Below are 26,143 nucleotides of genomic sequence, written 5' to 3' on the forward strand. Positions count from 1 at the left end.
AGTCCGTCGCCGTGCCGTCAGCCCGTCGCCGTGCCGTCAGCCGGCGGACGTGTTCCTGGCGGCCAGAGCGCGCGGCGTGCACCCGGCCAGGGCCAGCACGTCGCGGTGGAGGTGGGGTTGGTCGGCGTACCCGCACGCCACGGCGACGGCGCTGGGGCTCTCGCCCGCACAGAGCGCCCGGGCGGCGTGGTCGAAGCGGACCAGCATGGCGGCGCGCTTGGGGGTGAGGCCGATCTGGTCGGTGAACCGGGACCACAGCCGCTTGCGGCTCCACCCGAAGGCGGCGGCGAGGTCGTCGACCCGCACCCGGCCCCGCCGGGCCACGATGGTGGCCCAGGCCGCGGTGACCTCGGGCGACATCGACGGCGCTTCCGGGGCCCTCTCCGCCAGGAACGCGTTCGTCAGCGTGAAGCGTTCCTGCCACGTCGTGGCGTCGGCCAGCCGCTCGCCGAGGCGACGGGCGGCACGCCCCCACAGGTCCTCCAGCCCGTTGACGCTCCCGTCCAGTTCGCGCGGGGGGACGCCCAGCAGCGCGTACGCGGTCCGGGGTGACAGGCTCACTTCGAGGCACTCGACGCTCTCGCCCCGGATGCGGGCGGGCCCGGGCGACAACGAGGCGACGAAGCTCCGCATGGGCCGGGCCCCCGTGGCACTCTCCACCGTGAGCGGGCCGCCGCCCCCGAGGTCGATGACGACGACCACGGCGGGCTGGGGGAGCACCTGCATGTCCAGTCCTCCGGCCGCACGGTCGCGGAAGCCGGCCATCCGGACGCCGTCGAGCGACGGGCTGCCGAGGAGGTGGGCGACCTCCCAGCCGTTCTCGGCGTCGCCGTCCGTACCCCTACTGTCCCGGGCGTCGCCGCCCGTACCTCTACCCCTACCGTTTCGGGTATCGCGATCGGTACCCACACCATTTCGAGTGTCGCGATCGGTACCCACACCGTTTCGGGTACCGCGATCGGTACCCACACCGTTTCGGGTACCGCCATCCACGCGGTCCCCGGCACCGCGATCCGTGGCGGCGGCCCCCACCTGATGTCTGTGCATGCCTTTACCGTCGCCGACTTCGGCGCTGCTGTCTTGGACAAAAGTTCCGTGGGCTCGTCCGCCCGGCGGGTCAGGCCGCCGGGGGACACGGATCCGGCACGTCTCGCGCCCGGGGCTCACGGCAGCAGCCGCTGCTCCTTCGCCACCGAGACCGCGCCCGCGCGGGTGTCGACGCCGAGTTTGTCGTAGATCCGGCCGAGGTGGGTCTTGACCGTGGCCTCGCTGATGAACAGGGCCCGGGCGATGTCGCGGTTGCCGAGGCCCTGGGAGAGCTGGGCCAGGATGTCGCGTTCCCGGTCGGTGAGGGTGGGACGGGGGCTGCGCATGCGGGCCATGACCCGGCTGGCGACGGGGGCCGAGAGCGTGGTCCTGCCCTGGGCGGCCGAGCGGATGGCGGCGAAGAGCTCCTCCGGGCGTTCGGCCTTCAGCAGGTAGCCGGTCGCCCCTGCCTCGATGGCGCGGGTGATGTCGGCGTCGGTGTCGTACGTGGTCAGCACCAGGACGTGGACCGTGCCGGCGGCCGCGATGCGGCGGGTCGCCTCGACGCCGTCGATGCCCTCGCCGAGCTGGAGGTCCATGAGCACGACGTCCGGGGCGAGGCGGGCGGCGAGCACCACGGCCTCCTCGCCGCTGCCCGCCTCGCCGACGACCTCGATGTCCGGTTCGCTGCCGAGGAGGGCCAGCAGTCCGGCGCGGACGACCGTGTGGTCGTCGCAGAGCAGGATGCGTACGGGGGCCGGGGCCGGGGCGGACGGGGTTGCCTCGCCGGTCATGTGGGGTCCTCCGGGGTCGTCGGGGCGGTGGGCGCGAGCGGGACCTCGGCCGAGAGCACCGTGCCCTCGCCCGGGCCCGACTCGATCGTCAGCGTGCCGCCGAGCTGGTGCACCCGGGCCCGGATCGCGGGGATCCCGTGGCCGCGTACGGCGGGTGCGTCGCGTGCCCCGGCCGGCTCCACGGTGAAGCCGCGGCCGTTGTCGCCGACGTCCAGGACCACCCGGTCGTCCAGGTGGGTCAGGGTCAGTCCGGCGGCGGTGGCTCCGGAGTGCTCCCGTACGTTGGCGAGGGCCCCTTGCGCGATGCGCAGCAGGGCGGACTGCACCCGGTCCGGCAGCGGGGCGTGCGGGGCGCCCTCCACATGGCAGCGGACGGTGAGCGCCCCCTGCGCCTGGCTCGTCTCGCGGGCCGCGAGTGCGTGCAGGGCCGCCTCCAGGCCGCCGCCCTCCGCCAGGTCGGCCGGGGCCAGGTCGTGGACGAAGCGGCGGGCCTCGGCGAGGTTGCGCTCCGCGATGCCGGTGGCCGTACGGACGTGGCGGCGGGCGGCGTCCGGGTCGGCGGCCCAGGTGCGGTCGGCGGCCTGGAGCAGCATCTGCTGGCTGGACAGGCCCTGCGCCAGGGTGTCGTGGATCTCCATGGAGAGCCGCTGGCGCTCGGCGAGGGTCCCCTCGCGCCGCTCGGTGGCGGCCAGTTCGCGCCGGGTGCGCAGCAGGTCGTCGATCAGCTCGCGCTGGCGGGCCGCCAGTTCTCGTTGGCGTACGGCCTGGCGCTGCATATGGACGAATACGGCGGTGGCGACGGCCGCCACGGCGGGCGGGGCCAGCACCAGGTTCGGGTCGAACCCGGTGGCCAGGCGCAGTTGCGCGGCCACCACGAACGCGGTCAGCAGGGCGACGAGCGCGAGCGCCGCGCGCGGCGGCAGGATGCGCAGCCCGGTGTAGAAGAGCGGCACCGCGCACCACGCGAAGCTCGGCGCGAGCACGACGAGCACCATCCAGACGGCCACCAGCACTCCGAGCCAGGCGAGCCGGCGCGGGGTGGGGCGCGAGCCGAGGACGGGACCGAGGAGGTAGAGCACCGCCAGGGTGATCGACAGGGCGATGATCCACGGCGTACGGGCTTCGCCCGGGTGCCGCATCAGGAACCGGGTCAGCGAGGCGCCCAGCAGCAGGAAGAACGCGGCGTGCATGAGGAACGCGAGCCAGCGGGCGTCGGGGTCGGAGACGGAGCCCGGTGCGGGGGCCGCGAGCCCGCTCGTCCCGGAGGTCGTGGGCCCGTCCCTGTCCGCGTGCCGCGGATCGCTGCCGTGCTCCACCTCGTACGCACCTCGCGTTCCGCGTCGCCGGACCCGTTGTCCCGCACTGACCTGTACTCACCCGCGCTGACCCGCACTGTCCCGCGCTGACCTGCACTCACCCGTACTGACCTGCACTCACCCGGACTGACCCGCGCTGCCCCGCACTGACCTGCGCAGATCCCCCCATGGTGGCCCGGTCCGGCCACCCCCGCATCAGCCGTTCGGCTGACAGGGGCGTCAGCCGTCCCGCGCGGCCGTTGCAGCCGGTACGTCGACCGTACGGGGCCGGGTTCGCCGGGAGGATCGATGGCAGAGAGCGAAACGCCCGGGCAGTCACCGGGCCGCCCCGGAAACCACCAAGGAGCCACCATGAAGAAGCTGTCGCTGCGCGCCCGTGTCCTCACCGGTACCGTCGCCGTCGCCGCCCTCGGAGCCGGGACCTTCGGCGCCGTGTCCGCGAGCGCCTCCGCCCCGGCCGCCGCCCCCGCAGCGGCGGTCAAGGCCGACACGAACAACCGCAACCTCCAGCAGAGCACCCACCTCACCGCGGCCGCCGCCACCAAGGCCGCGCAGGCCACGCTGGACGCCGCGAAGAAGGAGAACCAGCGCGTCTCCGTCGCGGTCGTCGACCGCAACGGCAACACCATCGTGACGCTGCGCGGCGACGGCGCGGGCCCGCAGTCCCCCGAGTCCGCCGTGAAGAAGGCGTACACCGCCGTCTCCTGGAACGCCCCCACCTCCGAGCTGGCGGGGCGCCTGGAGCAGGCCCCTAACCTGAAGGACATCCCCGGCACCCTGTTCCTCGCGGGCGGCGCTCCGGTGCAGGTCAAGGGGGCCCCGGTGGCGGGCATCGGCGTGGCCGGCGCGCCCAGCGGCGAGCTCGACGAGAAGTTCGCCCGGGCGGGCGTCGCGGCCCTCGCCCGGTAGCCCCGCGGGGCGCGGTCCAGCTCGCCCGTGCAGCGGCTGCGTACGGGCTCCGCGGAGCCGGGCGGAACCGGTGAACCACAACGGCCGGGCCCGTGAGGGCCCGGCCGTTGCGATGAGGCACGAGGGTCGGAGGGAGCGGAACGCCTCTCCTGCGCCGGTCGCCCCATCCGTGCGCGGCCTCGGACTGATGGAGCCCGCGGCCGCGCTCCCTCGCGGGGTCGGACCTCATCGGCTCTTACGGAGCGGGGGACTGCTTTGCTTCAGGGTCGGCCGCCTGGACGCTGGCGTACCACTGCACCGAATCCGCCACTTCGATGGACAACCGGTCCCCGCGCCCCTCGGTCAGATTCAGCTCGTTCACGCTGAACCGGTCCTCGGTACTCGGGCAGTCGATGGTGAAAGAGCCCACGCTGTCCAGCGTCAGTGTCAGAGACTCCGGCTCCTTGTCGGAACGGCAGTTGACATCGACCCAGTTGACGCCCTTGCGCAGCGTGACCGGGCCCACATCCGCCGACCCCCGATGGGAGCCCGAAGTGAGCTGGTCATGCCCGGGGCGCAGCTCGGGCGGGCCGAGCGGGCTCGGTGACGGGGCCGCCTGCGAGCGGGACGCGGAAGGCGGCGCATCCGCCTCCTGCGCACATGCGGTGGCGGTGAACGTCACCAGAGCAACCGCGGCCACGACCGCAGAAGCACGGTTCAGGACTTCGTCTCCCAGTAACGGAAGCCGACCTTCTTGTTGGCGAGCTTGACGGCCTTGGTCGTGCGCTGGGTCTTCTTGCAGTTGGGGAGCTCGTAGTACTTCTCCCACGTGGCCGTGTGACCCCAGGAACCGTACTGAACGTTTCCGTACTTCTTGCTGGCGATCTTCCTCTTGTAGGTGTGGGTGGTGCTCCAGGAGACCGACTTCTCGGTGTCCCTGCTGATCTCGGCCTTGGCCTGTCCGACGGCAAAGGTGGCTTCCACGCCCACCTTTCCGCCCACCGTCGTGCTGGTCGAGCCCGCCTTGATCTTGCTGACCCAGATTTCGCCGCCGGGGCCGTCCTTGTAGATGGGGCCCGAGCCGTGGTGCTTGGACTTGTAGCCGTAGACGTTCTTCTTCCAGCCGCCGTCGCAGATGCCCTGCGGGCCGAAGTCGGAGCTGCTCTCGGCGGCGTGCGCGGCCGTGGGCGCGGAAAGAATTAGTGCAAAGGCGACAGCTGTGACCGTAGTGAATCTGCGTGACATAGTGCGCTCCTTGACGGTTCTTTTGGCCCTGAGGTTCCAGGGCGTGATCGGCATAACATCACGCAAGACGTGTTCACCTCAATGGAATTGACGCAACTTGAGCAAGATCTGAGCTACTCCGAACTACCGGGCCGGAGAGAAGGGCATCGAGGCGCTGACGCGATTAAGTGGCTATTTGCGTCCGAAAAGTGACAGGCCATTAATTTGTCCGGCAGCTCCGACGCCTGCGGCATGCGGCTCCGACGCCTGCCGCACCCGCCGACCGGAAGCAGGCAACCCACCCCTCCGCACGGCCGTCCTCCCGGTGGGCCCCTCACGCCCTGCCCGCGCAACCCCTCACGCACTTCCTAGGATCGACCACGTGGACCACCGCCCCCCGGCCCCCCGCCGCCCCGCCCCCGCCCCCGCCCCGCTCCTGCTCCCCCTCGCTCTGGCCCTCGCCCTCCTCGGCGCGGGCTGCACCGGCGGGGTCGAAGGCTCACCGGGCGCGGCCGGGGTGCGCGACCCGTATTTCCGGGGGCTCGGCAACGGCGGCTACGACGTCACCCACTACGGCCTGAAGCTCGACGTCGACCCCGCCGCCGACCGGCTGCGCGGCACGGCCACGATCACCGCCCGCGCCACCCAGGACCTGAGCGCCTTCCACCTCGACCTGGCGGGGCTCGACGTGGAGAGCGTCACCGTCGAAGGGCGTCCGGCGGCCGTGAACCGGGCCGGCGAGGAGCTGACGCTGCGTCCGGCGGCCCGGGTGGAGGACCGGCTGCGCAAGGGGCGCACGTTCACCACGGTCGTGCGCTACTCCGGCTCCCCGCTGACCATCACCGGCGCGGACGGCTCGCAGGAGGGCTGGCTGCGCACGGCGGACGGCGCGGTGGCCCTCGGGGAGCCGACCGGTTCCATGGCGTGGTTCCCCGGCAACCACCACCCGAGCGACAAGGCCGCGTACGACATCGAGGTCACCGTCCCCGAACCGCTGACGGCCGTCTCCAACGGGGAGTTGGTGTCGCGGCGTACGGCGAAGGGCCGCACCGCCCACCACTGGCGGACCGCCGAACCGATGGCGAGCTATCTGGCGACGGTCGCGGTCGGCCGGTTCACCACGCAGGAGTCGGTCACGCCGGACGGCATCCGGCTGTTCACCGCCGTGGACCCGAAGTCGGCCGCCGCGAGCAAGGACGTGCTGGACGAGATCCCGGCGGTGCTGAAGTGGTCGGCGGAGAAGTTCGGGCCCTACCCGTTCACCTCCGCCGGGGCGATCGTCGAGCGGACGGGCGACTCGGACTACGCCCTGGAGACCCAGAACCGGCCCGTCTTCCCCGGCCCGCCCGACACCGGACTCCTCGTCCACGAACTGGCCCACCAGTGGTTCGGGAACTCCGTCACCCCCGCCACCTGGCAGGACATGTGGCTCAACGAGGGCTTCGCCACGTACGCGGAGTGGCTCTGGGCCGCCGACCACGACGACGTACCGGTCGAGGAGAGCTTCGACGAGGCGTACGAGGACGAGGACAACTGGGAGTTCCCGCCCGCCGAACCGCCCGCCGCCGTCAACATCTCCGACGCGCCGGTGTACGGGCGCGGCGCGATGGTCGTCCACCGCATCCGGCTGGAGATGGACGACGACGAGGCGTTCTTCGACCTGGTCAAGGGGTGGACGAAGGCCCACCGGCACGCCAACGCCTCCACCGACGACTTCATCGCGTACGTCGAGGAGGAGACGGGCCAGGACCTCACGGACCTGTGGGACGCCTGGCTGTACGGCGAAAGCCGGCCGCCCGTGGAGGAGGGCTGACCGGCTTCCGCGTCGCCGTATGACGTCGCCGTATGACGTCTCCATACGGAGTCCGCGTACGGCGTCCCCGTACGGAGTCCGCGTACGGCGTCCCCGTACGGAGTCCGCATACGAAGTCCCGTACGGCCGTCCCCGTACGGCCGGGGGCTACTTGACGTTGACCCCGGTCCAGGTGGCCGAGACCGCCTTCAGTTCCTCGCTGTCCGCGCCGAACAGGTCGGTCGCTGCCTTCTCGGTCGCGACCCGCGCGCCCGCGTAGTCGGTGGTGGACGTCATGTAGACGGAGAGCGCCTTGTACCAGATCTGGTACGCCTTCTCCCGGCCGATGCCGGTCAGCGTCGAGCCGTCGGCGGTCGGGGAGTCGTAGTCGACGCCGTTGACCGTCTTCTTTCCGCTGCCCTCGGCCAGCAGGTAGAAGAAGTGGTTGGCGACGCCGGAGGAGTGGTGGACGTCCAGGTCGCCGAGGTTCTCGTCCCAGTAGTCGGCCGAGCTGCCGTCCTTGCTCGGCTGGTCCATGTAGCGCAGCGGGGTGCCGTCGCCGTTGATGTCGATCTTCTCGCCGATGAGGTAGTCCCCGGCGTCCGAGGCGTTGTCGGCGAAGAACTCCACCGAGGTGCCGAGGATGTCGCTGGTCGCCTCGTTCAGGCCGCCGGACTCGCCCGCGTAGTTCAGGTCGGCGGTGGCGGAGGTGAGGCCGTGGGTCATCTCGTGGCCCGCGACGTCGATGGCGGTCAGCGCGTTCTTGTCGTCCGCGCCGTCGCCGTACGTCATGCAGAAGCAGCTGTCGTCCCAGAAGGCGTTGACGTACGCGTTGCCGTAGTGGACGCGGGAGTACGCGGCCTTGCCGTCGCCCCTGATGCCGTCGCGGCCGAGCGCGCTCTTGTAGAAGTCCCAGGTCTTCGCGGCCCCGTAGTGGGCGTCGACGGCGGCGGTCTGCCGGTCGGTCCCGGTGCCGTCGCCCCAGGTGTCGTCGTCGTCCGTGACCAGCTCGCCGGTGCCGGAGGAACCCTGCTTGAGGTCGTACGTCTTGTGGCCCCCGCGATCGCCGTCGCTCAGCTCGAAGCCCGAGCCGGCCTCGGTGGTGGTGAGCTCGACCTCGCCGCTGTACTGGCTGTGGCCGGTGCCGGTCTCGATCGCCTCGTAGCTGTGCAGCTTCTCGCCGGTGGTGGCGTCGGTGATGGTGTGGACGCGGCTCGGCGTGCCGTCCTTCCGCACGCCGGTCCTGACGGTCTCGAAGGCGAGGGCGGGCTTTGTGCCGCCGCCCGCCCAGATGACCTTACGGGCGTCGGCCGCCGTGCTCTTCGCGTCCGGCTTCAGGCCCTCCGGCTTCAAGTCCTCCGGCTTCAGCTTCGGGGTGGTCGAGGCCACGGCTATCTTCGCTGCCGTCGCCTTGTCGACGCTCTTGAGCTTGCCGTCCGGGGCGGTGTGGGTGACCAGGTCGCCGCCGAGGACGGGGAGGCCGTCGTAGGTGCGCTCGTAGCGGGTGTGGACCGTGCCCCGGGCGTCGGTGATGACGTCGCGGACGACCAGCTTCTCCTGGCCGCCGAGCTTCAGGGTCTTCGCCGCCGAAGCCGCGTCCGCCTGCGCCGACTTGATGGCCGTGGCGCGCTGGGCCGAGGGGTTCACGCCGAGCGCCGCCGCCGTCGAGGGCGCTGCGGAGGCGCTGGGAGCGTCGTCGGCGCCGGGGGTGGCGACCGCCGATCCGGTCTGGACCCCGGCGACCACCATCGCGGCGACGGCCGCGAGTGCTGCGAGCCGACGGGCCGCACGGGCCTTCGTGCCGGAGGTGTCAGAGGTGTTGGAGGTGTCAGAGGTGTTGGGAGTGTGGGGGGTGGAGTGGTGGAGGTTCACGTGTGTTCTCCGTTGGTCGTCCTGTGGGGGGGGACTACGAGCGGAGAGCGTGCCACCGAACGAGCGGAATTGACGGTGTGCTGACAATTACCTCACAAGTTTTTGACCAGTTCTTGTCCGGCTGGGGCACTCGGGCGTCCGGTATTCGGTGGAGTGACACGATTTCACGGCACCCGGCGACGGGTTGAACTGGCGGCGCGTCACGCACGGGAGCCCCCGACCGCCTGCGCGCGGTCGGGGGCTCCCGTGGGACTGTGGTGTCGCTCGGGTCAGAGGTTGACGCCGAAGTCGCGGGCGATGCCGCTCAGGCCGGAGGCGTAACCCTGGCCGACCGCGCGGAACTTCCACTCGGCGCCGTTGCGGTAGAGCTCGCCGAAGACCATGGCGGTCTCGGTGGCGGCGTCCTCGCTCAGGTCGTAGCGGGCGATCTCGGTGCCGCCCGCCTGGTTGAGGATGCGGATGTACGCGTTGCGGACCTGGCCGAAGTTCTGGCTGCGGGTCTCGGCGTCGTAGATGGAGACCGGGAAGACGATCTTGTCCACGTCGGCCGGCAGCCCCGCCAGGTTGACGTTGATCTGCTCGTCGTCGCCCTCGCCCTCACCCGTGACGTTGTCACCGGTGTGCACGATGGTCTGGTCCGGCGTCGACTTGTTGTTGAAGAAGACGAAGTGGCCGTCCGAGACGACCTTCCCCGCCGCGTTGACCGCGATCGCCGAGGCGTCGAGGTCGAAGTCGGTGCCGGTGGTGGTGCGGACGTCCCAGCCGAGGCCGACCGTGACGGCGGTCAGGCCCGGGGCCTCCTTGGTGAGCGAGACGTTGCCGCCCTTGGACAGGCTTACAGCCATGGGATGTCCCTTTCCTCGTCGTGTGCGGGCCTTCGTGCCATCACGAAAGCTACCGTCACCCGTCATAACGCAACCAGCAGACCACGAGGTTCCTGTTCGCTTTACTTTCTTTGCCGAACTTCCTCCTGAAGAGATTCCTGAGGAGACTCCTGAAGAGACCTGACTGAGGAGACCTGGTTGAAGAGACCTGACTGAAGAGGCGGGAGTGCTCCCCGGGGGATCAGGCGCAAAAGAAGGTGACGAACGACGTCCGGGGCGGGGAACATGGGTGTCATGTCCGGGCCCTATGTCATCCGCGGCTCGGTCTCCCTCCCGGAGGCCGAGCTCATGTGGCGTTTCTCGCGCTCCTCCGGGCCCGGCGGCCAGCACGTCAACACCAGCGACTCCCAGGTGGAGCTGCGCTTCGACCTCGCCGCTACCGACGCGCTCCCCGAGGTGTGGAAGGCGCGGGCGCTGGAGCGCCTCGCGAGCAGGCTGGTGGGCGGAGTCGTCTCCGTACGGGCGTCCGAGCACCGCTCCCAGTGGCGCAACCGCGAGACGGCGGCCGTCCGGCTCGCCGCGCTCCTGGCCGAGGCCACGGCGCCGCCGCCCAAGCCGCGCATCAAGCGCAAGATCCCGCGCGGGATCAACGAGCGCAGGCTCCGCGAGAAGAAGCAGCGCGGCGACACCAAGCGCGGCCGCTCCGGCCGGGACTGGTGACGGCGGGCCGCACGCCCCGTTACCCCAGCTGCCGGTAGCGCCCCTTGAAGTACGTCAGCGGGTCCCCGTCCGGGCTCGGCAGTTCGGCCGTCAGCACCCGCCCGATCACCAGGGTGTGGTCACCGGCCACCACCCGCTGCTCCGTACGGCACTCCAGCGTCGCCAGCGCCCCGCCGATCAGAGGGGCGTGCGTCACCTCGCCCCGTACGTACGCGACGTCCTCGAACAGCAGGCGGTCGCTGATCCGGCCCTTCATGGCGAACCGCCCCGCGATGTGCCGCTGGCTCGCCGCCAGGACCGAGACGGCCCAGAGGGGTTGCTCGGCCAGCAGGTCGTCCATCCGGGAGTCGTTGCGCAGACTCACCATCACCAGGGGCGGGTCCAGGGACACGGACATGAAGGCGGTGGCCGTCATCCCGACGTCCTCGCCGCGACCGGTCTCGTCGAGCGGCGGCTCCTGGGCGGTGACCAGCACCACTCCGGCGGCCAGCCGCGCGAGTGCTGCGCGGAACTCGTCGTTGCTCACCCCCTCAGCATGGGGGATGGGCTCGGGGCGCGGGGTGGGGGGCGTCGTCTGGAGCACACAGGAACGCTAACCGTGCGCGCCGGGAGGCCGCATCGGACCAGGGGACCAAGCCGGTCCTAGGACTCCGGCCCGACCGCCTCCCCGAGAGGTCCTTCCTCCCGGTGTCCGGCGGCATGGCCGAATAGGCGCGGCCTGATGTGTGTCCGCAAAACGACGGACAGCGTCAGGAGTCACCGCAACCCCGCGACTATCTGTTGTGACTTGAGTCACAGAGTCCATTTTCTGCTGACCCTGTGTACCGGGTGCACAGCTCACTGTGATTCAGTGGCCGTGACACTGCAACAAGTACGTCGATATGAAACCTGGAGTTGCTGTCGAGGTCTCGGGGAGTGCGAGCGATGGAGGCCGAGTCGGAACCCTACGTCCGTCTTGCGACCATGCGGCAGCTGCACCAGGCCGTCGCTGATCTCAACACGGCGCGGAGTCTGGCGGACACGTTGCAGACCGTGGCGGACGGCATCGTCACCGGTCTCGGCTACGAGCTGGGCTGCGTCAACCTGGTCCGCCCGGACGGCGACCTCGTCATCGCCGCCTTCGCGGGCAACTCCGCCGCCGAGGCCCTGATCACCGGCCGGGTCGGCTCCCGCGCCTCCTGGGAGCGCAGGCTCTCCATGGGCGAGTCCTGGGACCAGCTGCGGTTCATACCCCACACCGAGGGCTGGGTCCTGCTCGACGACGACGTGCCGCAGTGGCACACCGAGGGCCCCGAACCCCGGTTCGAGGACGAGTGGCACCCGCTGGACCGGCTCTACGCCCCGATGTACGCCTCCGGGGGCGGACGGGACCTCCTCGGGGTCATATCCGTCGACCGGCCGCGCAACGGGCGACGCCCCGGCGCATGGGGGCGCGAAGCGCTCCAGATGTACGCCTCCCAGGCCGCCATCGCCATCAGCAACGCCCGGCTCCGGGCGAACATGCAGCGCGCCCTGGTCCGGCTGGAGCGCGAGCAGCAGGCGCTGCGGGCCAGCGAGGAGTCCTTCCGCCAGGCGTTCGAGTACGCGCCCAGCGGCATGGCCATCGCCGAGATGGGCGGCGACCAGCACGGCCGGCTGCTGCGCACCAACGACGCCCTGTGCCGGCTGCTGGGCCGCCCCGCCTCCGTACTGCGCCGGTACTCCTTCGCCGACCTGGTCCACCCCGAGGACATCGGGACCCTGCTGCGCACCTCCGCCGAGGGCGGCCGGGCCGAGCTGCGGCTCGGGCGGCGGGACGGGACGTACCTCTGGGTGTCGCTGCGCAACTCCGTCGTCGCGGACACCGCGGACGGGCCGCGCTTCCTCCTCACCCACGTCGAGGACATAGAGGAGCGCAAGCGCCACGAGCTGAACCTCGCCCACCGCGCCTCGCACGACGCGCTCACCGGGCTCCCCAACAGCGCCGAACTGCGGTCGAGGCTCAGCGCCCGGCTCTGCGAGCGCCCCCACTCGCCGGCCGCGACGGCGATCGAGGCGCTGGACGCGGCGTACGGGGACGTCGAGTCGTCCCTCACCCCCGGCTATCAGTCGGACGCCCCCGGCTATCAGTCGGATGCCCACGGGTATCAGGCGGACGCCTCCGGCCATCAGGGCGACCCCCACGCCTACCCGGGCGATGCGCACGGCTACCAGATCGACGGGTACGACGCCGAGGCGGTGGCCGCCCCCGGCGGGCTGTACGACCACCACGTCCACACGGTCGCCCCCGACGCGGAGCACGACGACGGGACGAAGGGGCTCGCGGTCCTCTTCTGCGACCTCGACGGCTTCAAGTCCATCAACGACCGGTTCGGCCACCACACCGGGGACGCCGTTCTCATCGAGGTGGCGCGGCGGCTGAGCACCTGCGTGCGGGACGGCGACACCGTCGCCCGGCTCGGAGGTGACGAATTCGTCGTTCTCGCGGACGGCCTCGGGGCGGCGGACGCCGCTGACCTGGCCGTACGTCTGAGAAATGCCATCATTCCGCCCATAAGGGTCGACGGGCGCGCCGTCCGGGTCGGGGCGAGTTTCGGCATCGGCTGGGCCGAGTGCGGGATGACCGTGGAAGAGGTCCTGCGCTCCGCCGACCAGCGGATGTACGTGGAAAAGCGGTCGCGGTCGAAGGTTCACCGCAGGGCCGGCTGACGTTCACGGGCCCTTTCCTCCCCTACCCCGTACCCGTTCCCGGTGTCCCGCCCGGGGGAGTGATCGCAATTCGGGCTGTGCTCCGTTCGAGGTAGGCTCGGCCGGTCGGCGACGGCTGGCGACATGGTGAGGAGTGACCCAGGGATGACGGCCGGAAACAACGGCGCGAGCAAGCCCGAGGACGACGATCCGTTCGGCTATCTGTACGCGGACGGACAAGCGGCAGGCGCCCAGCCGCCCGGTCAGGGCGGCTACGGCTACCCGGGTCCAGCCGCGCAGCCGGGCGTGCCCAGAACGTCGTACAACCAGGTGCGGACGGTCGGTGAGCGCCAGTACGGGCAGCACCAGGCGCCGCAGCAGGGGTACGGCTACCCGCCCCAGCAGGGTTACGCCCAGCAGCCGGCGCAGCAGTACAACCGGCCGAACCCGCAGTACGCGGCCCCCGAGACCTACCCGGGCGGCGCGGTCACCGCGCAGCACGGCTCGGTGGCGGGCGGCGGCGGTTCCGGCGGCCGGGGCGGCCCGAACACCAAGGCGCTGCTGATCGGGGCGGTCGCCGTGGTGGCGGTCGTCCTCATCGGCATCGGCATCGCGCTGCTCTCGAACGGGAACGACAAGGACGACAAGAAGAACAACGAAGCCGTGTCCACGGGCGGCCCCGCCGAGAAGCCCGAGGAGTCCGCCGAGCCGGAGAAGAAGCCGACCGACTCCGCCAAGCCGGTCGAGCTCCCGAAGCAGGACGCCGCGACGCTGTCGCTGGGCGGTCCGGCCGGGGTGGAGAACACGATCAAGGGGGCCCAGGGGGTCAACGGCTCGTATGTCACCGGGTTCAACAACGTGGGCTCGTCCGTGACCTGGCGGGCCGACATGAAGGACGGCGGCGCCTACCGCCTCGCGGTGCGCTACGCGATCCCGGCCAAGGACGCCGACGCCACGCTGACGGTCAACGGCAAGGCGAACAGCCAGCCGATCGGTCTGAAGAACTTCATCAAGTCCTCCGACGAGGACTGGGAGAAGAACTGGCAGACCACCTGGGCGCCGGTCACCCTCCAGCCCGGACAGAACGAGATCAAGATCTCGTGCGAGGACGGCAATCAGTGTGACGTGATCCTCGACTGGCTCGAAGTCACGCGCGCCACCTCCTGAGACTGAGGGCCGCGAGCCAGAGCCCCCGCCCCGGACGAGCTTCCGGGGACGGGGGCTTCGCCGTTTCGTCGTTTCGTCATTCCGTCGGTGCGGTGCGGGTGCGGGTGCGGGTTCGGTGCGGGTGCGGGTGCGGGTGCGGTTCGGTGCGGTGAGGCCGCCGCGATCTCAAGGTGCCGGAGCGTGCCGCTCCACCGCCACGCGCGGCAGCAGCTCCGCGTAGGCCGCCGCGTCGAACTCCCCGGCCGCCGGGGCCAGCACCGTCGCCGTCGACAGGGCCACCGCCCGCGCCAGCCGCTGCGGCCAGTCGAGCCCCTCGGCCAGGGCGGAGAGCAGCCCGGCCACCGCCGAGTCGCCCGCGCCGGTCGGGTTGCCGCGCACGGCGGCGGGCGGGGCGGCCCGCCAGACGCCCTGCGGGGTGACCGCGAGCAGGCCCTCCGGCCCCAGGGAGGCGACCACCGCGTGGGCTCCCCGGCGGCGGGCGTCCTTGGCGGCGCGCAGCGGTTCGCGGAAGCCGGTGAGCTGGGCCAGCTCGTCCGCGTTCGGCTTGACCAGGTCGGGGCGGGCGGCGATGCCCCGGCGCAGCGGTTCGCCGCTGGTGTCCAGGAGCACGGGTACGGAGGCGGCGCGGGCGATCCGGACCAGCTCCGCGTACGCGCCGACGTGGATGCCGGGCGGCAGCGAGCCGCAGAGGGCCACCGCGTCGGCGTCCGCGACGAGCTCCTCGTACGTCCGCAGGAACGCGGCCCATTCGCTGCCGCTGACCTGCGGTCCGGGCTCGTTGAGCTGGGTGGTGTCGCCGGTCGAGCGGTCGGTGATGGCGAGGGTGCGGCGGGTGTTCCCGGCGACGGCGACGAGGGCGTCGCGCGGGGGGAGCGGGGCGAGGAGGTCGCGCAGGACGCCTCCGGTCGGGCCGCCGACGAAGCCGGTGACCACGCTCTCGTGGCCCAGCGCGCCGAGCACCCGGGCCACGTTCAGGCCCTTGCCGCCGGGGCGTTCGGAGACCTCCCCGACGCGGTGGCTGCTGTGCGGGACGAGCGCGTCGACGGTGTACGTCACGTCGAGCGCGGTGTTCAGAGTGACGGTCAGGATCATCTGGTCCGCCCCCTCCCTCGATCCGTGGATCCGTCGATCTGCCGGATCCGTCGATCCCTCGGTCCGCCGACCTCTCAGTCCGCCGACCTCTCAGTCCTGCGATCCCTCGGTCCTGCGACCCCTCGGTCCGTCGATCCCTCGGTCCTGCGATCCCGCGAACCGCGGCCGGCGGCCCGTGGTGACGGGCCTGTTGATCATGCCAAAGGGAAGGCGGCCGGGCCCAGTCCCGGGGCCCGACCGCCATCTCTTCGTTACGTGGGGGAAAAACCGGTGTGCTCAGGCCGTCTTGGGCTCGATGATCCACTCGCCCTTGCGCATGACGCCCGCCAGGACGAAATCCTCGTCGAGCACCACCAGGTCCGCGTCCTTGCCCGGCTCCAGCGAACCGACCTTGTCGTCGACGCCGAGGAGGCGGGCGGGGTTGGCGGAGATGGACCGTACGACGTCCTCCACCGAAATCCGGTCGATGGTGACGGCCCGGCGGAACGCGGTGTCCAGGGTGAGGGTGGAGCCCGCGATGGAGCCGCCCTCCACCAGCCGGGCCACCCCGTCGGTGACCGAGACGGCGAGCGGGCCCAGCTCGTACTGCCCGTCGCCGAAGCCGGCCGCGTCCATCGCGTCGGTGATCAGCGCGACCCGGGCCGCGCCCTTGTGGTGGTAGGCCAGCTCCAGGGTCGCCGGGTGCAGATGCGTGCCGTCGTTGATCAGCTCGACGGTGATCCGGTCGTCCTCCAGGAGGGCGGCGATCGGACCGGGCTCGCGGTGGGCGAGCGGGGGCATCGCGTTGAACAGGTGCGTGGCGACGGTCGCGCCCGCGTCGATCGCCAGGACGGTCTGCTCGTACGTGGCGTCGGTGTGGCCGATCGCGGCGATCACCCCGAGGTCGGCGAGCAGCCGTACGGAGTCGAGCCCGCCGGGCAGCTCGGTGGCGAGGGTGACCATGCGGGCGGCCCCGCGCGAGGCGTCGACCAGCTTGCGGACGTCGGCCGGGTCCGGGTAGCGCAGCAGCTGCTCGCTGTGCGCGCCCTTGCGGCACGGCGAGATGAAGGGGCCCTCGAAGTGGATCCCGGCCAGGTCGCCCTGTTCGACCAGCTCGGAGAGGATGCCGGCGCGGCGGGCGAGGAAGTCCATCTCGCCGGTGACCGTGGAGGCGACCAGGGTGGTGGTGCCGTGCTCGCGATGCGTACGGATGCCGTGGAGGACCTCGTCCACGGTGCCGGAGGTGAAGGAGGCCCCGCCGCCGCCGTGGTTGTGCATGTCCACGAAGCCGGGGACCACCCAGTGGCCGGTGAGGTCGATGATCCGGGCGCCCTCCGGCGCGGAGCCGGAGATCCGGGTGGACTCGACGGCCACCCGGCCGTTCTCCACGGTCCCGGTGGGGAGGACCACCCGGGCGCCCGCGAGGACGGTGCTGTCTGCTGCGCGTCCGGCCATCAGGCGGATACCTCCGTGGCGAGTAGATCCCAGGCGAGCAGCCCCGCGCCCAGGCATCCGGCGGTGTCCCCGAGGGCCGCCGGGACGATGTGGGGCAGCTTCTGGAACGTGACGCGTTCCTCGACGGCCGCACGCAGTGGTGTGAACAAGGTTTCCCCGGCCTCGGCGAGACCGCCACCGATGATGAGCGTGCGCGGGTCCAGCAGGGTGAGCGCGGTGACCAGCCCGGCGGCGAGCGCGTCCACCGCGTCCAGCCACACCCGGATCGCCGCGGGGTCGCCCGACTCGACGGCCTTCGCGCAGTCCGCCGCGTCCGCCTCGGGGTCCCCCGAAGCGGCGGCCCAGGCCCGGGACACCGCGGAGGCGGAGGCCAGGGTCTCCAGACAGCCGCGCTGGCCGCAGCTGCAGTCCGGGCCGTCCGGGCGGACCACGATGTGGCCGATCTCGCCCGCGTCTCCGTGGGCGCCCGCCTCGATCTCGCCCGCGATGCCGATGGCCCCGGCGATCCCGGTGCCCAGCGGCACGAACAGGAAGCGGTCCGTTCCCCGGCCGGCCCCGATCCGGCCCTCGGCGAGCCCTCCGGTGCGTACGTCGTGGCCGAGCGCGACCGGGATCCCGCCGAGGCGTTCGCCGAGCAGGTCGCGCAGCGGTAGGTCGCGCCAGCCCAGGTTGGCGGAGTAGACCGCGATCCCCTTCCCGGCGTCGACGATGCCGGGCACGACGACCCCGGCCGCGACGGCACTCTCGCCGAAGTGCTCCTCGCCGTGGGCGCGCAGTTCGGCGGCGAACGCGAGGATCGTCTCGACGGTCGCGTCGGCCCCGCGCTTGCGGCCGGTGGCCCGCCGCGCCTCGTGGAGCAGCGCGCCGTCGGTGCCGACCAGTGCGGCCTTCATTCCGGTGCCGCCCACATCGAGGGCGATGACATGTCTCACGGAGACAGTTTCGCCCGCCGACCCCTAAAAGGTCTAGTCCACTAGCGCGGTTTGTTGCGCACCCATACAAAATGATGAACGAGTGAAGGCGAGCCGTTTTCTGCCGGAAAGCGACGAAATGGGCATCCGGATCCACGGCATGCGCGACCAATGGTCTGGACCAAGATACGGTTTCGGAGCCCCGACTGCCAGAGGATTCAAGCCAGTTGTGGTGTGCGAGGCTCGAATGCGTTGCCGAAGCGATACTCCGGTGGTGTAGACCGCTGACGCCGCTGTGGGGGAAAATCGCAGTTCATCCGGATGGTGGCCAGGACGGGTGGTGCTGCCGAGGCGGACGGGACGTCCGCACGGTGACGCCGCGTCCACCGTCCGTGAGCAAGATGGTCAACGAGGATGGGCGAGGCTGTGCAGCGGCGCTTTACGGTTCTGACCGCGGCAGTGGCCGCGCTGGGTATGACGGCAACGTTGTCGGGCTGCGGCGGCGGTGACAGCGGCTCGGGCGACGTCACCATCAAGCTGGTCGCCGCCGACTACGGCACCGGCCCGGCCAACAGCTCCGAGAAGTACTGGAGCGGTGTCGCTTCGGGCTTCGAGAAGGAGAACCCCGGCGTCAAGGTCGACGTCAACGTCTTCTCCTGGAAGGACGTCGACCGCGAGGTCGCCGACATGGTGAAGGCGGGCAAGGCCCCCGACATCGCCCAGATCGGCGCCTACGCGGACTACGCCAAGGCCGACAAGCTCTACAGCGCCGACCAGATGCTCTCCATCCGCACCCAGGCGAACTTCCTGTCCTCCCTGACCGACGCGGGCCGGGTCGACGGCACCCTGTACGGGCTGCCCTTCGTCGCCAGCACCCGGCTGCTCTTCTACAACGAGAAGCTGTTCACCGAGGCCGGCCTCGCCGCCCCCGAGACCTGGGACGACATCCAGCGCGCCGCCGCCGCGCTCAAGGCGAAGGACGTCGCCTACCCGTTCGCCCTGCCGCTCGGCCCGGAGGAGTCCCAGGCCGAGACGCTGATGTGGCTGCTCAGCGGGGGCGGCGGTTACGTCGACGACGTCGGCTCGTACGACATCGACTCGGCCGAGAACGTCGCCACGTTCCGCTGGCTGCGGGACAACCTCGTCGGCAAGGGCCTCGTCGGTCCCGTCGAGCCCGGCAAGCTCGACCGCGCGAAGGCGTTCGAGGCGTTCACCAAGGGCCAGGTCGGGATGCTCAACGGCCACCCCACGCTGATGGAGGAGGCCCAGGCCAAGGGCGTCAAGGTCGGCATGGTGCCGCTGCCCGGCATCGAGGGCCCGACCACGGGCTCGATGGGCGTCGCGGACTGGATGATGGGCTTCAAGCAGAACGGCCACCGCAAGGAGATCGGCAAGTTCTTCGACTACGCCTACTCCGACGAGAACGTGCTCGCCTTCGCCGACGAGTACGACCTGCTCCCGGTGACCGGCAGCGCGTCCGCCGAGATGGAGACCGACGCCAAGCACGCGAAGCTGCGCGAGTTCCTGGCGGCGCTGCCGAACTCCCGGCTCGCCCCGTTCGGCAAGACGTCCTGGGCGGCGGTGAGCGAGTCGGTCAAGACCAACATCGGCGAGGCGGTCGCGCCCGGCGGCAGCCCCGAGCGGGTGCTCGGGTCGATAGCGGCCGAGGCGACGCGGGCGGAGAGCGCGGAGTAGGCGGGCGTGGGGTGGGCGGGCGCGGTTAGGTTGGTCATATGACCGCGCCTGACGCCGACCCCGATCCCGAGCCGGAGCTTTCGGGCGGCCCCGAGCCCGAGCCCGATCCGGAGCTTTCGGGCGGCCCCGGGCCCGGGGCCGCTGCTTCTGGGCTGGCCGCCCGGGACCGGGACCTGCTCGCGCTGGAGCGGCGGTCCTGGGCCGGTCCCGGGGCGAAGGAGCGGGCGATCCGCGAGGAGCTCGGGATCTCGCCGGTCCGCTACTACCAGCTGCTGAACGCGCTGATCGAGGACGAGCGGGCGCTCCGGGAGGACCCGGTCACGGTGAACCGCCTGCGCCGGCTGCGGGCGGCGAGACGGAACCGCCGCTGACCGCCCACGTCGGGGGCCCTGCCCCCGAACCCCCGCTGCTCAATCGCCGGAGGGGCTTGATTCCGCCGACCCCCGGCCTTCATCCGCGGGCGAAGCGGAGGAGCACTTCTGAGCCCCTCCGGCGATTGAGGAGGGCGGCTGCGCCCTGCGGGCCGAACGCGGCGGGGGCCGAGGCCCGCGAATCAAGCCCCTCCGGCGATTGAGGAGCGGGGTGCGGGGCGGAGCCCCGGGTGGGCCCGCGCGCCGTGGCCGCCCGTGCCCCGCTACGCTCACCCCCATGGCCAGCCACTCCGCACAGCCGCCGATCCCGACCCCCACGACCCCGGCCGGCCGCGAGGGCCTGGACGCCATCCTCGCCCGCCCCGACCGCGCGGTCATCGCCCTCGACTTCGACGGCACCCTCGCCGACATCGTCCCCGACCCCGAGCTGGCCCGCGCCCACCCCGGCGCGGTGGAGGCGCTCGCCGCGCTCGCCCCCAAGGTCGCCTCCGTCGCCGTGATCACCGGCCGCCCCGCAGGCGTCGCCGTGCGCTACGGCGGCTTCGCGGGCGTGCCCGGCCTCGACCGCCTCGTGGTCCTCGGCCATTACGGCGCCGAGCGCTGGGACGCCGCGACCGGCACGGTCCAGGCCCCCGCCGCGCACCCCGGCGTCGCCGCGGCGAGGGCCGAACTCCCCGGCGTACTGCACGAGTTCGACTCCTGGCACGGCACCTGGATCGAGGAGAAGGGCCAGGCCGTCGCCGTCCACACCCGCCGTGCGGAGGACCCGCAGGCCGCCTTCGAGACCCTGCGCGGCCCTCTCGGAGAGCTCGCCGCCCGCCATGGGCTGATCCTCGAACCGGGCCGCCAGGTCCTGGAGTTGCGCCCGCCCGGCATGGACAAGGGCGTGGCGCTGACGGAGTACGCCACTGAGGTCGGCGCCGAGTCCGTCCTCTACGCGGGCGACGACCTCGGGGACCTCGCCGCCTTCGCCGCGGTGGAGAAGCTGCGCGGCGAGGGCGCGGACGGCGTCCCCGGGCTGCTGGTGTGCAGCGGCAGCGCGGAGGTGCCCGAACTGGCCGACCGGGCCGACCTGTTGGTGCCGGGCCCGGCCGCCGTGGTCGGTTTCCTCGCGGCACTGGCGCAGCGGCTGTAACCGGCAGCGGCGGACCCCCTCCGGCGGCCCCTCACTCCTGCCGCAGCGCGTGCAGCTGGTCCAGGAACCACTGCTGCGGCGGGAGCGCGGTCGCCGCCTCGGCCAGCCGCTTCGTGCGCCCGGCCCGCTCGTCCCCGCCCATCGACAGGGCCTCGTGCAGCGCCTCGGCGGTGCCCACCACGTCGTACGGGTTCACCACGATCGCGTCCTCGCCCAGCTCCTCGTACGCCCCCGCCTCCCGCGACAGCACCAGCGCGCAGCCGTGGTCGGAGACGACGGGGACCTCCTTGGCGACCAGGTTCATGCCGTCGCGGATCGGGTTGACCAGCGCCACGTCCGCCAGCCGGTACGCGGCGAGGGAGCGCGCGAAGTCGTCCTTCACATGGAGCACGACCGGCGTCCAACTCTCCGTGCCGTACGCCCCGTTGATCTCGGTGGCCAGGGTCTGCACCGCCGCCGTGTAGTCCCGGTACACCGCGAGGTCCTGGCGGGAGGGGTAGGCGAAGGCCACGTGCACGACCCTCTCGCGCCACTCGGGGCGGGTCTCCAGCAGGGCCCGGTACGCGTGCAGGCCGCGCACGATGTTCTTGGACAACTCGGTGCGGTCCACCCGGACGATGGTCCTGCGGCCCTCGCCCACCTGCTCCCGCAGCGCCTCCATGCGCTCGTCGACGTCCGCCTCCCGCGACCGCCGCCGCAGGAAGTCCGCGTCCGCCCCCAGCCCGTGCACCCCGATCCTGGTCCGGCCCGTCCCGCCGAGGATCTCCGTACAGCAGCCGATGAACGCGTCCGCCCACCGCCGGGTCAGGAACGCCGCCCGGTCCGCGCCCAGGATGCCGCGCAGCAACTGCTCACCGATGTCGTCGGGCAGCAGCCGGAAGTAGTCCACCGGGGCCCACGGGGTGTGCGAGAAATGGCCGATCCGCAGGTCCGGGCGCAGCTCGCGGAGCATCCCGGGCACCAGGGCCAGGTGGTAGTCCTGCACCAGCACCGACGCCCCCGGCTCCGCCTCCTCGGCCAGCGCCTGGGCGAAGGCCCGGTTGTACGTCTCGTACGACGCCCACTGCCGCCGGAACTCCGCGTCGAAGACCGGCTCCACGGGCGTCTGGTAGAGCAGGTGGTGGACGAACCACAGCACCGAGTTCGCGATGCCGTTGTACGCGTCGGCGTGGACCTCCGCGTCGATGTCGAGCATCCGCACGCCCGGCTCGCCGACCCCGCGCCGCACCGCCTCGCGGTCGCCCTCGCCGAGGGCCGCGCAGACCCACAGCTTGTCGTCGACGGCGCTCAGCCCGGAGACGAGCCCGCCCCCGCCGCGCTTGGCGTCGAGAGTCCCGTCCTCGCCGAGCGTGTACGTGATCGGGCCGCGGTTGGACGCGACGAGGACCTGGGCGGTGGACGGGGCGGCGGGTTCGGAGTGCTCGGAGACCATGTAGCGGAACCTAGCCCGTAAGGGAAGCCGCCAAACGCCTCAGAGCGTCCCACCGCCGGGCCCACCGCCCCGGGCCCACCGCCCCGGGCCCACTGCCCCGGGCCCACCGCCCCGAGGCCCGCCCGCTCACGCCGCCGGGCCCACCGCACCCGGGCCCCGGCCGCTCACGCCGCCCACCGCGCCGCGTACTCCGCGATCTCCCGCATCGGCGGCCGCTCCTCCGTGTCCACCGCGTGGGTGCGCGGCACGAACCCCTCCGCGCCCCGCTCGAACTGCGTCAGCGCGGGCCGCACCAGATGGCCCCGGGAGAGCCGCAGCTGAGCCGTGCGGTAGATCGCCGCCGCCATCCGGCCCAGCGCCTGCCCGTCCTGGTGGCGGTGCTTGCGCACGCCGACGTCGACCTGGCCCAGCGCGTCCAGGCCCACCGTGTGCAGCGCGTCGACCAGGAGCCCGAGCTCCACCCCGTAACCGACCGGGAAGGGCAGCCGCTCCAGCAGCGAGCGCCGCACCGCGTACTCGCCGCCCAGCGGCTGCACGAAACCGGCCAGCTGCGGCCAGTGCAAGTTGAGCAGGGGGCGTGCCACCAGTTCGGTGACGCGACCGCCCTGACCTGCGCTGTCACCGAGCGGACGGTCGTACATCGCCTTGACGAACTGCACGGTCGGGTCGGTGAGCAGCGGCCCGACCGTCCCCGACACGAAGTCCGCCGAGAAGTCCTTCAGGTCGGCGTCCACGAAACACACGATCTCGCCGCTCGTCACCAGCAGCGACCGCCACAGCACCTCGCCCTTGCCGGGCAGCGCCGGAATCCGGGGCAGGATCGCGTCCCGGTGGACCACCCGCGCGCCCGCCGCGCGCGCGATCGCGGCGGTGGCGTCGGTGGAGCCGGAGTCGATCACGACGAGCTCGTCGACCAGCCGGACCTTCTCCATCAGCTCCCGCCGGACCGTCGCCACGATCGCGCCGACCGTGGCCTCCTCGTTCAGCGCGGGCAGCACGACGCTCACCGAGGTGCGGTGCGGTTCGGCGCTCCGGGCGGCCGTGAGCCGGTCCAGCGGGCGGTCGGCGGCCGACCAGGAACGCCTGGTCAGCCAGCGCTCCACCTCTTCGAGCACGGTCGGCACTCCTCGCATGTGATCCATCTCGCCGTTCGGACGACTATCTCAACAGTCCGGTCCTTCGGTTACAGTCTTGAACAACGCGGATGACCGTCGCATGTCGGGGTCCGTCCGCACACAAACGCCTGGATCGAAGATCCAGTGCCACAGAGCTCATCCAGAGGGACTGAGGGAACGGCCCGTTGAAGTCCCGGCAACCCTCCTACCGACCGCGAGGTCACGGTGGGGAAGGTGCCAATTCCGTCTTGCGGCGAAACGCGCTGCGAGGAAGATGAGGAGAAAGGGCCTCCGCCATCATGGCTGTTCAGACCATCGCAGGTAATGCCACCACCGCCCCCGTGGACCTCGGTCCCGCCGCGGCGCTTTCCTGCCGCGAGTGCGGCGAGCGTTTCGAGCTCGGCCCCCTGTTCGCCTGCGCGTCCTGTTTCGGGCCACTGGAAGTGGCGTACGACCTGCCCACCGGCTCCCCCGAAGAGCTGCGCGAGCGCATCGAGGCCGGCCCGGACAACATCTGGCGCTACGCCCCGCTGCTGCCGGTTCCGGCCGACGTCGCGGAGAAGCCCAACATCAACCCCGGTTTCACCAAGCTGGTCAAGGCCGACAACCTCGCCCGTGAGCTGGGCGTCACCGGCGGTCTGTACGTGAAGGACGACTCCGGCAACCCGACGCACTCCTTCAAGGACCGCGTCGTCGCGATCGCCGTCGAGGCCGCCCGCGCCTTCGGGTTCACCACCCTCTCCTGCTCCTCCACCGGCAACCTGGCCGGTGCGGTCGGGGCCGCCGCCGCCCGCGCCGGACTGCGCTCGTGCGTGTTCATCCCGCACGACCTGGAGCAGGGCAAGGTCGTCATGGCCGCGGTGTACGGCGGTGAGCTGGTCGGCATCGAGGGCAACTACGACGACGTCAACCGCTTCTGCTCCGAGCTCATCGGCGACCCGCTCGGCGAGGGCTGGGGCTTCGTCAACGTCAACCTCCGCCCGTACTACGGCGAGGGCTCCAAGACCCTGGCGTACGAGATCTGCGAGCAGCTCGGCTGGAAGCTGCCCGACCAGATCGTCATCCCGATCGCGTCCGGCTCCCAGCTGACGAAGATCGACAAGGGGTTCCAGGAGCTGATCAAGCTCGGCCTGGTCGAGGACAAGCCGTACAAGATCTTCGGCGCGCAGGCCGAGGGCTGCTCCCCGGTCTCCGCCGCCTTCAAGGCCGGCCACGACGTCGTACGCCCCCAGAAGCCGAACACCATCGCCAAGTCGCTGGCCATCGGCAACCCGGCGGACGGCCCGTACGTCCTCGACATCGCCCGCCGCACCGGCGGCGCGGTGGAGGACGTGAACGACGAGCAGGTCATCGACGCGATCAAGCTGCTGGCGCGCACCGAGGGCATCTTCGGCGAGACGGCGGGCGGCGTGACGGTCGGCGTGACGAAGAAGCTGATCGAGGCCGGCGTGATCGACCCGGCGCTCACCACCGTCGTCCTGAACACCGGTGACGGGCTGAAGACGCTCGACGCGGTCTCCGCGACCTCGCAGGCGAGCGCCACCATCAAGCCGAGCCTGGACGCGTTCCGCGCGGCCGGCCTCGCCTCCGCCTGACCATCCCGACCGCAGCAGCCAGAAAGGCGTCCGCCATGAGCGTCAAGGTCCGCATCCCCACCATCCTCCGCACGTACACGGGCGGCCAGGCCGAGGTCACGGCGGAGGGCGCGAAGCTCTCCGAGGTCATCGAGTCCCTGGAGAAGGACCACCCGGGCATCGCCGCCCGCGTCCTGGACGACCAGGGCAAGCTGCGCCGCTTCGTCAACGTGTACGTCAACGACGACGACGTGCGCTTCGAGGGCGGCCTGGACGCGGCCACGCCGGACGGCGCCGGCGTCTCGATCATCCCGGCGGTGGCCGGCGGCTGCTGAGCCGCACTTTTTCCGCGGGGGCCATCGCGCCCTCACCTGAACGCAGTTGCCCCCTCCGCGACACCGTGCGGAGGGGGCAGTTCGCATGGTTGAGCGCGGTACAATTGGGGAAGCCCCCTCCGCTGCCTATGCCGCCCGCATATGAGAATGCGCCCGGCCTCGTTAAGAAGCAGCCAATGTAGGTGAACCCCTTGCGGCATAAGTGCCCTTTGCCTGGCCCGACTTGCCCGTAAATTTCAGTAATCCCGCATATTCGGGCGTTCACCTGTGCCCAGAATTCTCGTCCGATTGACCTGTTGCAGAGGGCAGTTGGGCGGATACATTCAGCCGCGGTCGACGCGCTTCGGCGCCGCGCACCCTCTCCTGTCGGAGGGTGAGTTGCGACCCGGGTCCGCGAAGTGCGGTCCCGCGCAAGGGCCAGTAATAGGGGAGTTAGGCATGGCTCAGGGCACCGTCAAGTGGTTCAACGCGGAGAAGGGGTACGGCTTCATCGCGGTCGACGGTGGTGCGGATGTTTTCGTCCACTACAGCGCGATCCAGATGGACGGGTACCGCACCCTCGAAGAGGGTCAGCGAGTTGAATTCGAGATCTCGCAGGGCCAGAAGGGGCCCCAGGCCGACATGGTCAAGCTCGCCGTCGGCTGAGCTCGGCGCGGTCGTCCGACGACTCTACTCACGCACGAAGGGCCTGACTCCGGATCCGGGGTTCGGGCCCTTCGTGCGTCCCGGGCGCGGCGCTCGGACTGCCCGGGCGCGGCG

At 71.6% G+C, this 26,143-nt stretch carries 24 protein-coding genes and 1 riboswitch; of the genes, 11 read left to right on the forward strand and 13 right to left on the reverse strand.

The features are described from left to right. Positions 1 to 36: 36 nt before the first annotated feature. The 3 genes from ACLJPL_RS06235 to ACLJPL_RS06245 form a co-directional block, all read right to left on the reverse strand. Positions 37 to 726, reverse strand: coding sequence for a helix-turn-helix domain-containing protein (locus tag ACLJPL_RS06235; protein WP_411079674.1), 690 nt, complete (start codon positions 724 to 726; stop codon positions 37 to 39). Positions 727 to 1,163: 437 nt separating this feature from the next. Next, positions 1,164 to 1,820, reverse strand: a complete 657-nt coding sequence (locus ACLJPL_RS06240) for a response regulator (RefSeq protein ID WP_411079675.1) — start codon at positions 1,818 to 1,820, stop codon at positions 1,164 to 1,166. Beyond that, positions 1,817 to 3,136, reverse strand: coding sequence for a sensor histidine kinase (locus ACLJPL_RS06245; protein ID WP_411079676.1), 1,320 nt, complete (start codon positions 3,134 to 3,136; stop codon positions 1,817 to 1,819). The genes ACLJPL_RS06240 and ACLJPL_RS06245 overlap by 4 nt, the downstream gene beginning before the upstream one ends. Before the next feature lie 351 nt (positions 3,137 to 3,487). On the opposite strand from ACLJPL_RS06245, the gene ACLJPL_RS06250 reads away from it, so the two are divergent. Continuing rightward, entirely contained in the window at positions 3,488 to 4,045 is a 558-nt protein-coding gene (locus ACLJPL_RS06250; RefSeq protein ID WP_411079677.1) for a GlcG/HbpS family heme-binding protein, read from the forward strand. A 235-nt stretch (positions 4,046 to 4,280) separates the two neighbouring features. Here ACLJPL_RS06250 and ACLJPL_RS06255 read toward each other — a convergent pair whose 3' ends face one another. Both ACLJPL_RS06255 and ACLJPL_RS06260 read right to left on the reverse strand, forming a co-directional pair. After that, on the reverse strand, positions 4,281 to 4,706 hold the full coding sequence (locus ACLJPL_RS06255) for a hypothetical protein (RefSeq protein WP_411079678.1): 426 nt from the start codon (positions 4,704 to 4,706) through the stop codon (positions 4,281 to 4,283). Between the two features lie 35 nt (positions 4,707 to 4,741). Next, positions 4,742 to 5,269: a hypothetical protein gene (locus ACLJPL_RS06260; protein ID WP_411079679.1), complete on the reverse strand. Its 528-nt coding sequence runs from the start codon at positions 5,267 to 5,269 to the stop codon at positions 4,742 to 4,744. Positions 5,270 to 5,630: 361 nt separating this feature from the next. Between ACLJPL_RS06260 and ACLJPL_RS06265 the strand changes: the two genes are divergently transcribed. Further along, positions 5,631 to 7,061 carry a M1 family metallopeptidase gene (locus ACLJPL_RS06265; protein ID WP_411079680.1) on the forward strand — a complete coding sequence of 477 codons (1,431 nt, stop codon included), beginning with the start codon at positions 5,631 to 5,633 and terminating at the stop codon, positions 7,059 to 7,061. A gap of 147 nt (positions 7,062 to 7,208) precedes the next feature. Here ACLJPL_RS06265 and ACLJPL_RS06270 read toward each other — a convergent pair whose 3' ends face one another. Beyond that, positions 7,209 to 8,912, reverse strand: a complete 1,704-nt coding sequence (locus tag ACLJPL_RS06270; RefSeq protein WP_411079681.1) for a M4 family metallopeptidase — start codon at positions 8,910 to 8,912, stop codon at positions 7,209 to 7,211. A 269-nt stretch (positions 8,913 to 9,181) separates the two neighbouring features. Then, entirely contained in the window at positions 9,182 to 9,757 is a 576-nt protein-coding gene (locus ACLJPL_RS06275) for a TerD family protein (protein WP_128845762.1), read from the reverse strand. Between the two features lie 264 nt (positions 9,758 to 10,021). On the opposite strand from ACLJPL_RS06275, the gene arfB reads away from it, so the two are divergent. Further along, the gene (gene arfB / locus ACLJPL_RS06280) at positions 10,022 to 10,456 is read left to right on the forward strand and encodes an alternative ribosome rescue aminoacyl-tRNA hydrolase ArfB (RefSeq protein ID WP_097869985.1); all 435 of its coding nucleotides are present in this window, start codon (positions 10,022 to 10,024) and stop codon (positions 10,454 to 10,456) included. 19 nt (positions 10,457 to 10,475) lie between these two features. Here the strand turns inward: arfB and ACLJPL_RS06285 are convergent, their stop codons facing one another. Further along, on the reverse strand, positions 10,476 to 10,982 hold the full coding sequence (locus ACLJPL_RS06285) for a flavin reductase family protein (protein WP_411079682.1): 507 nt from the start codon (positions 10,980 to 10,982) through the stop codon (positions 10,476 to 10,478). A 398-nt stretch (positions 10,983 to 11,380) separates the two neighbouring features. Between ACLJPL_RS06285 and cdgB the strand changes: the two genes are divergently transcribed. Both cdgB and ACLJPL_RS06295 read left to right on the forward strand, forming a co-directional pair. Next, complete coding sequence (gene cdgB / locus ACLJPL_RS06290; protein ID WP_411079683.1) at positions 11,381 to 13,144, forward strand: diguanylate cyclase CdgB; 1,764 nt, start codon at positions 11,381 to 11,383, stop codon at positions 13,142 to 13,144. 144 nt (positions 13,145 to 13,288) lie between these two features. Continuing rightward, positions 13,289 to 14,290 carry a CBM35 domain-containing protein gene (locus tag ACLJPL_RS06295; protein WP_411079684.1) on the forward strand — a complete coding sequence of 334 codons (1,002 nt, stop codon included), beginning with the start codon at positions 13,289 to 13,291 and terminating at the stop codon, positions 14,288 to 14,290. Between the two features lie 165 nt (positions 14,291 to 14,455). Here ACLJPL_RS06295 and ACLJPL_RS06300 read toward each other — a convergent pair whose 3' ends face one another. From ACLJPL_RS06300 to ACLJPL_RS06310, 3 genes are all read right to left on the reverse strand, one after another. Beyond that, the gene (locus ACLJPL_RS06300) at positions 14,456 to 15,382 is read right to left on the reverse strand and encodes a 1-phosphofructokinase family hexose kinase (protein ID WP_411079685.1); all 927 of its coding nucleotides are present in this window, start codon (positions 15,380 to 15,382) and stop codon (positions 14,456 to 14,458) included. Positions 15,383 to 15,658: 276 nt separating this feature from the next. After that, positions 15,659 to 16,816, reverse strand: a complete 1,158-nt coding sequence (gene nagA / locus ACLJPL_RS06305) for an N-acetylglucosamine-6-phosphate deacetylase (RefSeq protein ID WP_411079686.1) — start codon at positions 16,814 to 16,816, stop codon at positions 15,659 to 15,661. Continuing rightward, positions 16,816 to 17,709, reverse strand: coding sequence for an ROK family protein (locus ACLJPL_RS06310; protein ID WP_411080027.1), 894 nt, complete (start codon positions 17,707 to 17,709; stop codon positions 16,816 to 16,818). The genes nagA and ACLJPL_RS06310 overlap by 1 nt, the downstream gene beginning before the upstream one ends. Before the next feature lie 432 nt (positions 17,710 to 18,141). Between ACLJPL_RS06310 and ACLJPL_RS06315 the strand changes: the two genes are divergently transcribed. The 3 genes from ACLJPL_RS06315 to otsB all read left to right on the forward strand — a co-directional run bounded on the left by ACLJPL_RS06315 (position 18,142) and on the right by otsB (position 20,928). Beyond that, complete coding sequence (locus ACLJPL_RS06315; protein WP_411079687.1) at positions 18,142 to 19,422, forward strand: extracellular solute-binding protein; 1,281 nt, start codon at positions 18,142 to 18,144, stop codon at positions 19,420 to 19,422. A gap of 38 nt (positions 19,423 to 19,460) precedes the next feature. Continuing rightward, positions 19,461 to 19,793 (forward strand): DUF3263 domain-containing protein, encoded by a 333-nt coding sequence (locus ACLJPL_RS06320; RefSeq protein ID WP_411079688.1) that lies wholly within the window; start codon positions 19,461 to 19,463, stop codon positions 19,791 to 19,793. A gap of 277 nt (positions 19,794 to 20,070) precedes the next feature. Beyond that, a complete protein-coding gene (otsB, locus tag ACLJPL_RS06325; RefSeq protein WP_411079689.1) occupies positions 20,071 to 20,928 on the forward strand; it encodes a trehalose-phosphatase in 858 nt (285 codons plus the stop codon). Positions 20,929 to 20,959: 31 nt separating this feature from the next. Here otsB and ACLJPL_RS06330 read toward each other — a convergent pair whose 3' ends face one another. After that, complete coding sequence (locus tag ACLJPL_RS06330) at positions 20,960 to 22,360, reverse strand: trehalose-6-phosphate synthase (protein ID WP_411079690.1); 1,401 nt, start codon at positions 22,358 to 22,360, stop codon at positions 20,960 to 20,962. Positions 22,361 to 22,524: 164 nt separating this feature from the next. Further along, on the reverse strand, positions 22,525 to 23,475 hold the full coding sequence (locus ACLJPL_RS06335) for a glucosyl-3-phosphoglycerate synthase (RefSeq protein WP_411080028.1): 951 nt from the start codon (positions 23,473 to 23,475) through the stop codon (positions 22,525 to 22,527). A gap of 153 nt (positions 23,476 to 23,628) precedes the next feature. Next, positions 23,629 to 23,756, forward strand: a riboswitch (SAM riboswitch). An 18-nt stretch (positions 23,757 to 23,774) separates the two neighbouring features. Between ACLJPL_RS06335 and thrC the strand changes: the two genes are divergently transcribed. From thrC to ACLJPL_RS06350, 3 genes are all read left to right on the forward strand, one after another. Continuing rightward, the gene (gene thrC / locus ACLJPL_RS06340; RefSeq protein ID WP_411079691.1) at positions 23,775 to 25,070 is read left to right on the forward strand and encodes a threonine synthase; all 1,296 of its coding nucleotides are present in this window, start codon (positions 23,775 to 23,777) and stop codon (positions 25,068 to 25,070) included. Between the two features lie 35 nt (positions 25,071 to 25,105). Continuing rightward, entirely contained in the window at positions 25,106 to 25,384 is a 279-nt protein-coding gene (locus ACLJPL_RS06345; RefSeq protein WP_030113311.1) for a MoaD/ThiS family protein, read from the forward strand. A gap of 438 nt (positions 25,385 to 25,822) precedes the next feature. Further along, positions 25,823 to 26,029 (forward strand): cold-shock protein, encoded by a 207-nt coding sequence (locus ACLJPL_RS06350; RefSeq protein ID WP_003967346.1) that lies wholly within the window; start codon positions 25,823 to 25,825, stop codon positions 26,027 to 26,029. The last annotated feature ends 114 nt before the right edge of the window (positions 26,030 to 26,143 follow it).

The organism is Streptomyces sp. cmx-18-6, from assembly GCF_046548915.1.
Lineage (GTDB): Bacteria > Actinomycetota > Actinomycetes > Streptomycetales > Streptomycetaceae > Streptomyces.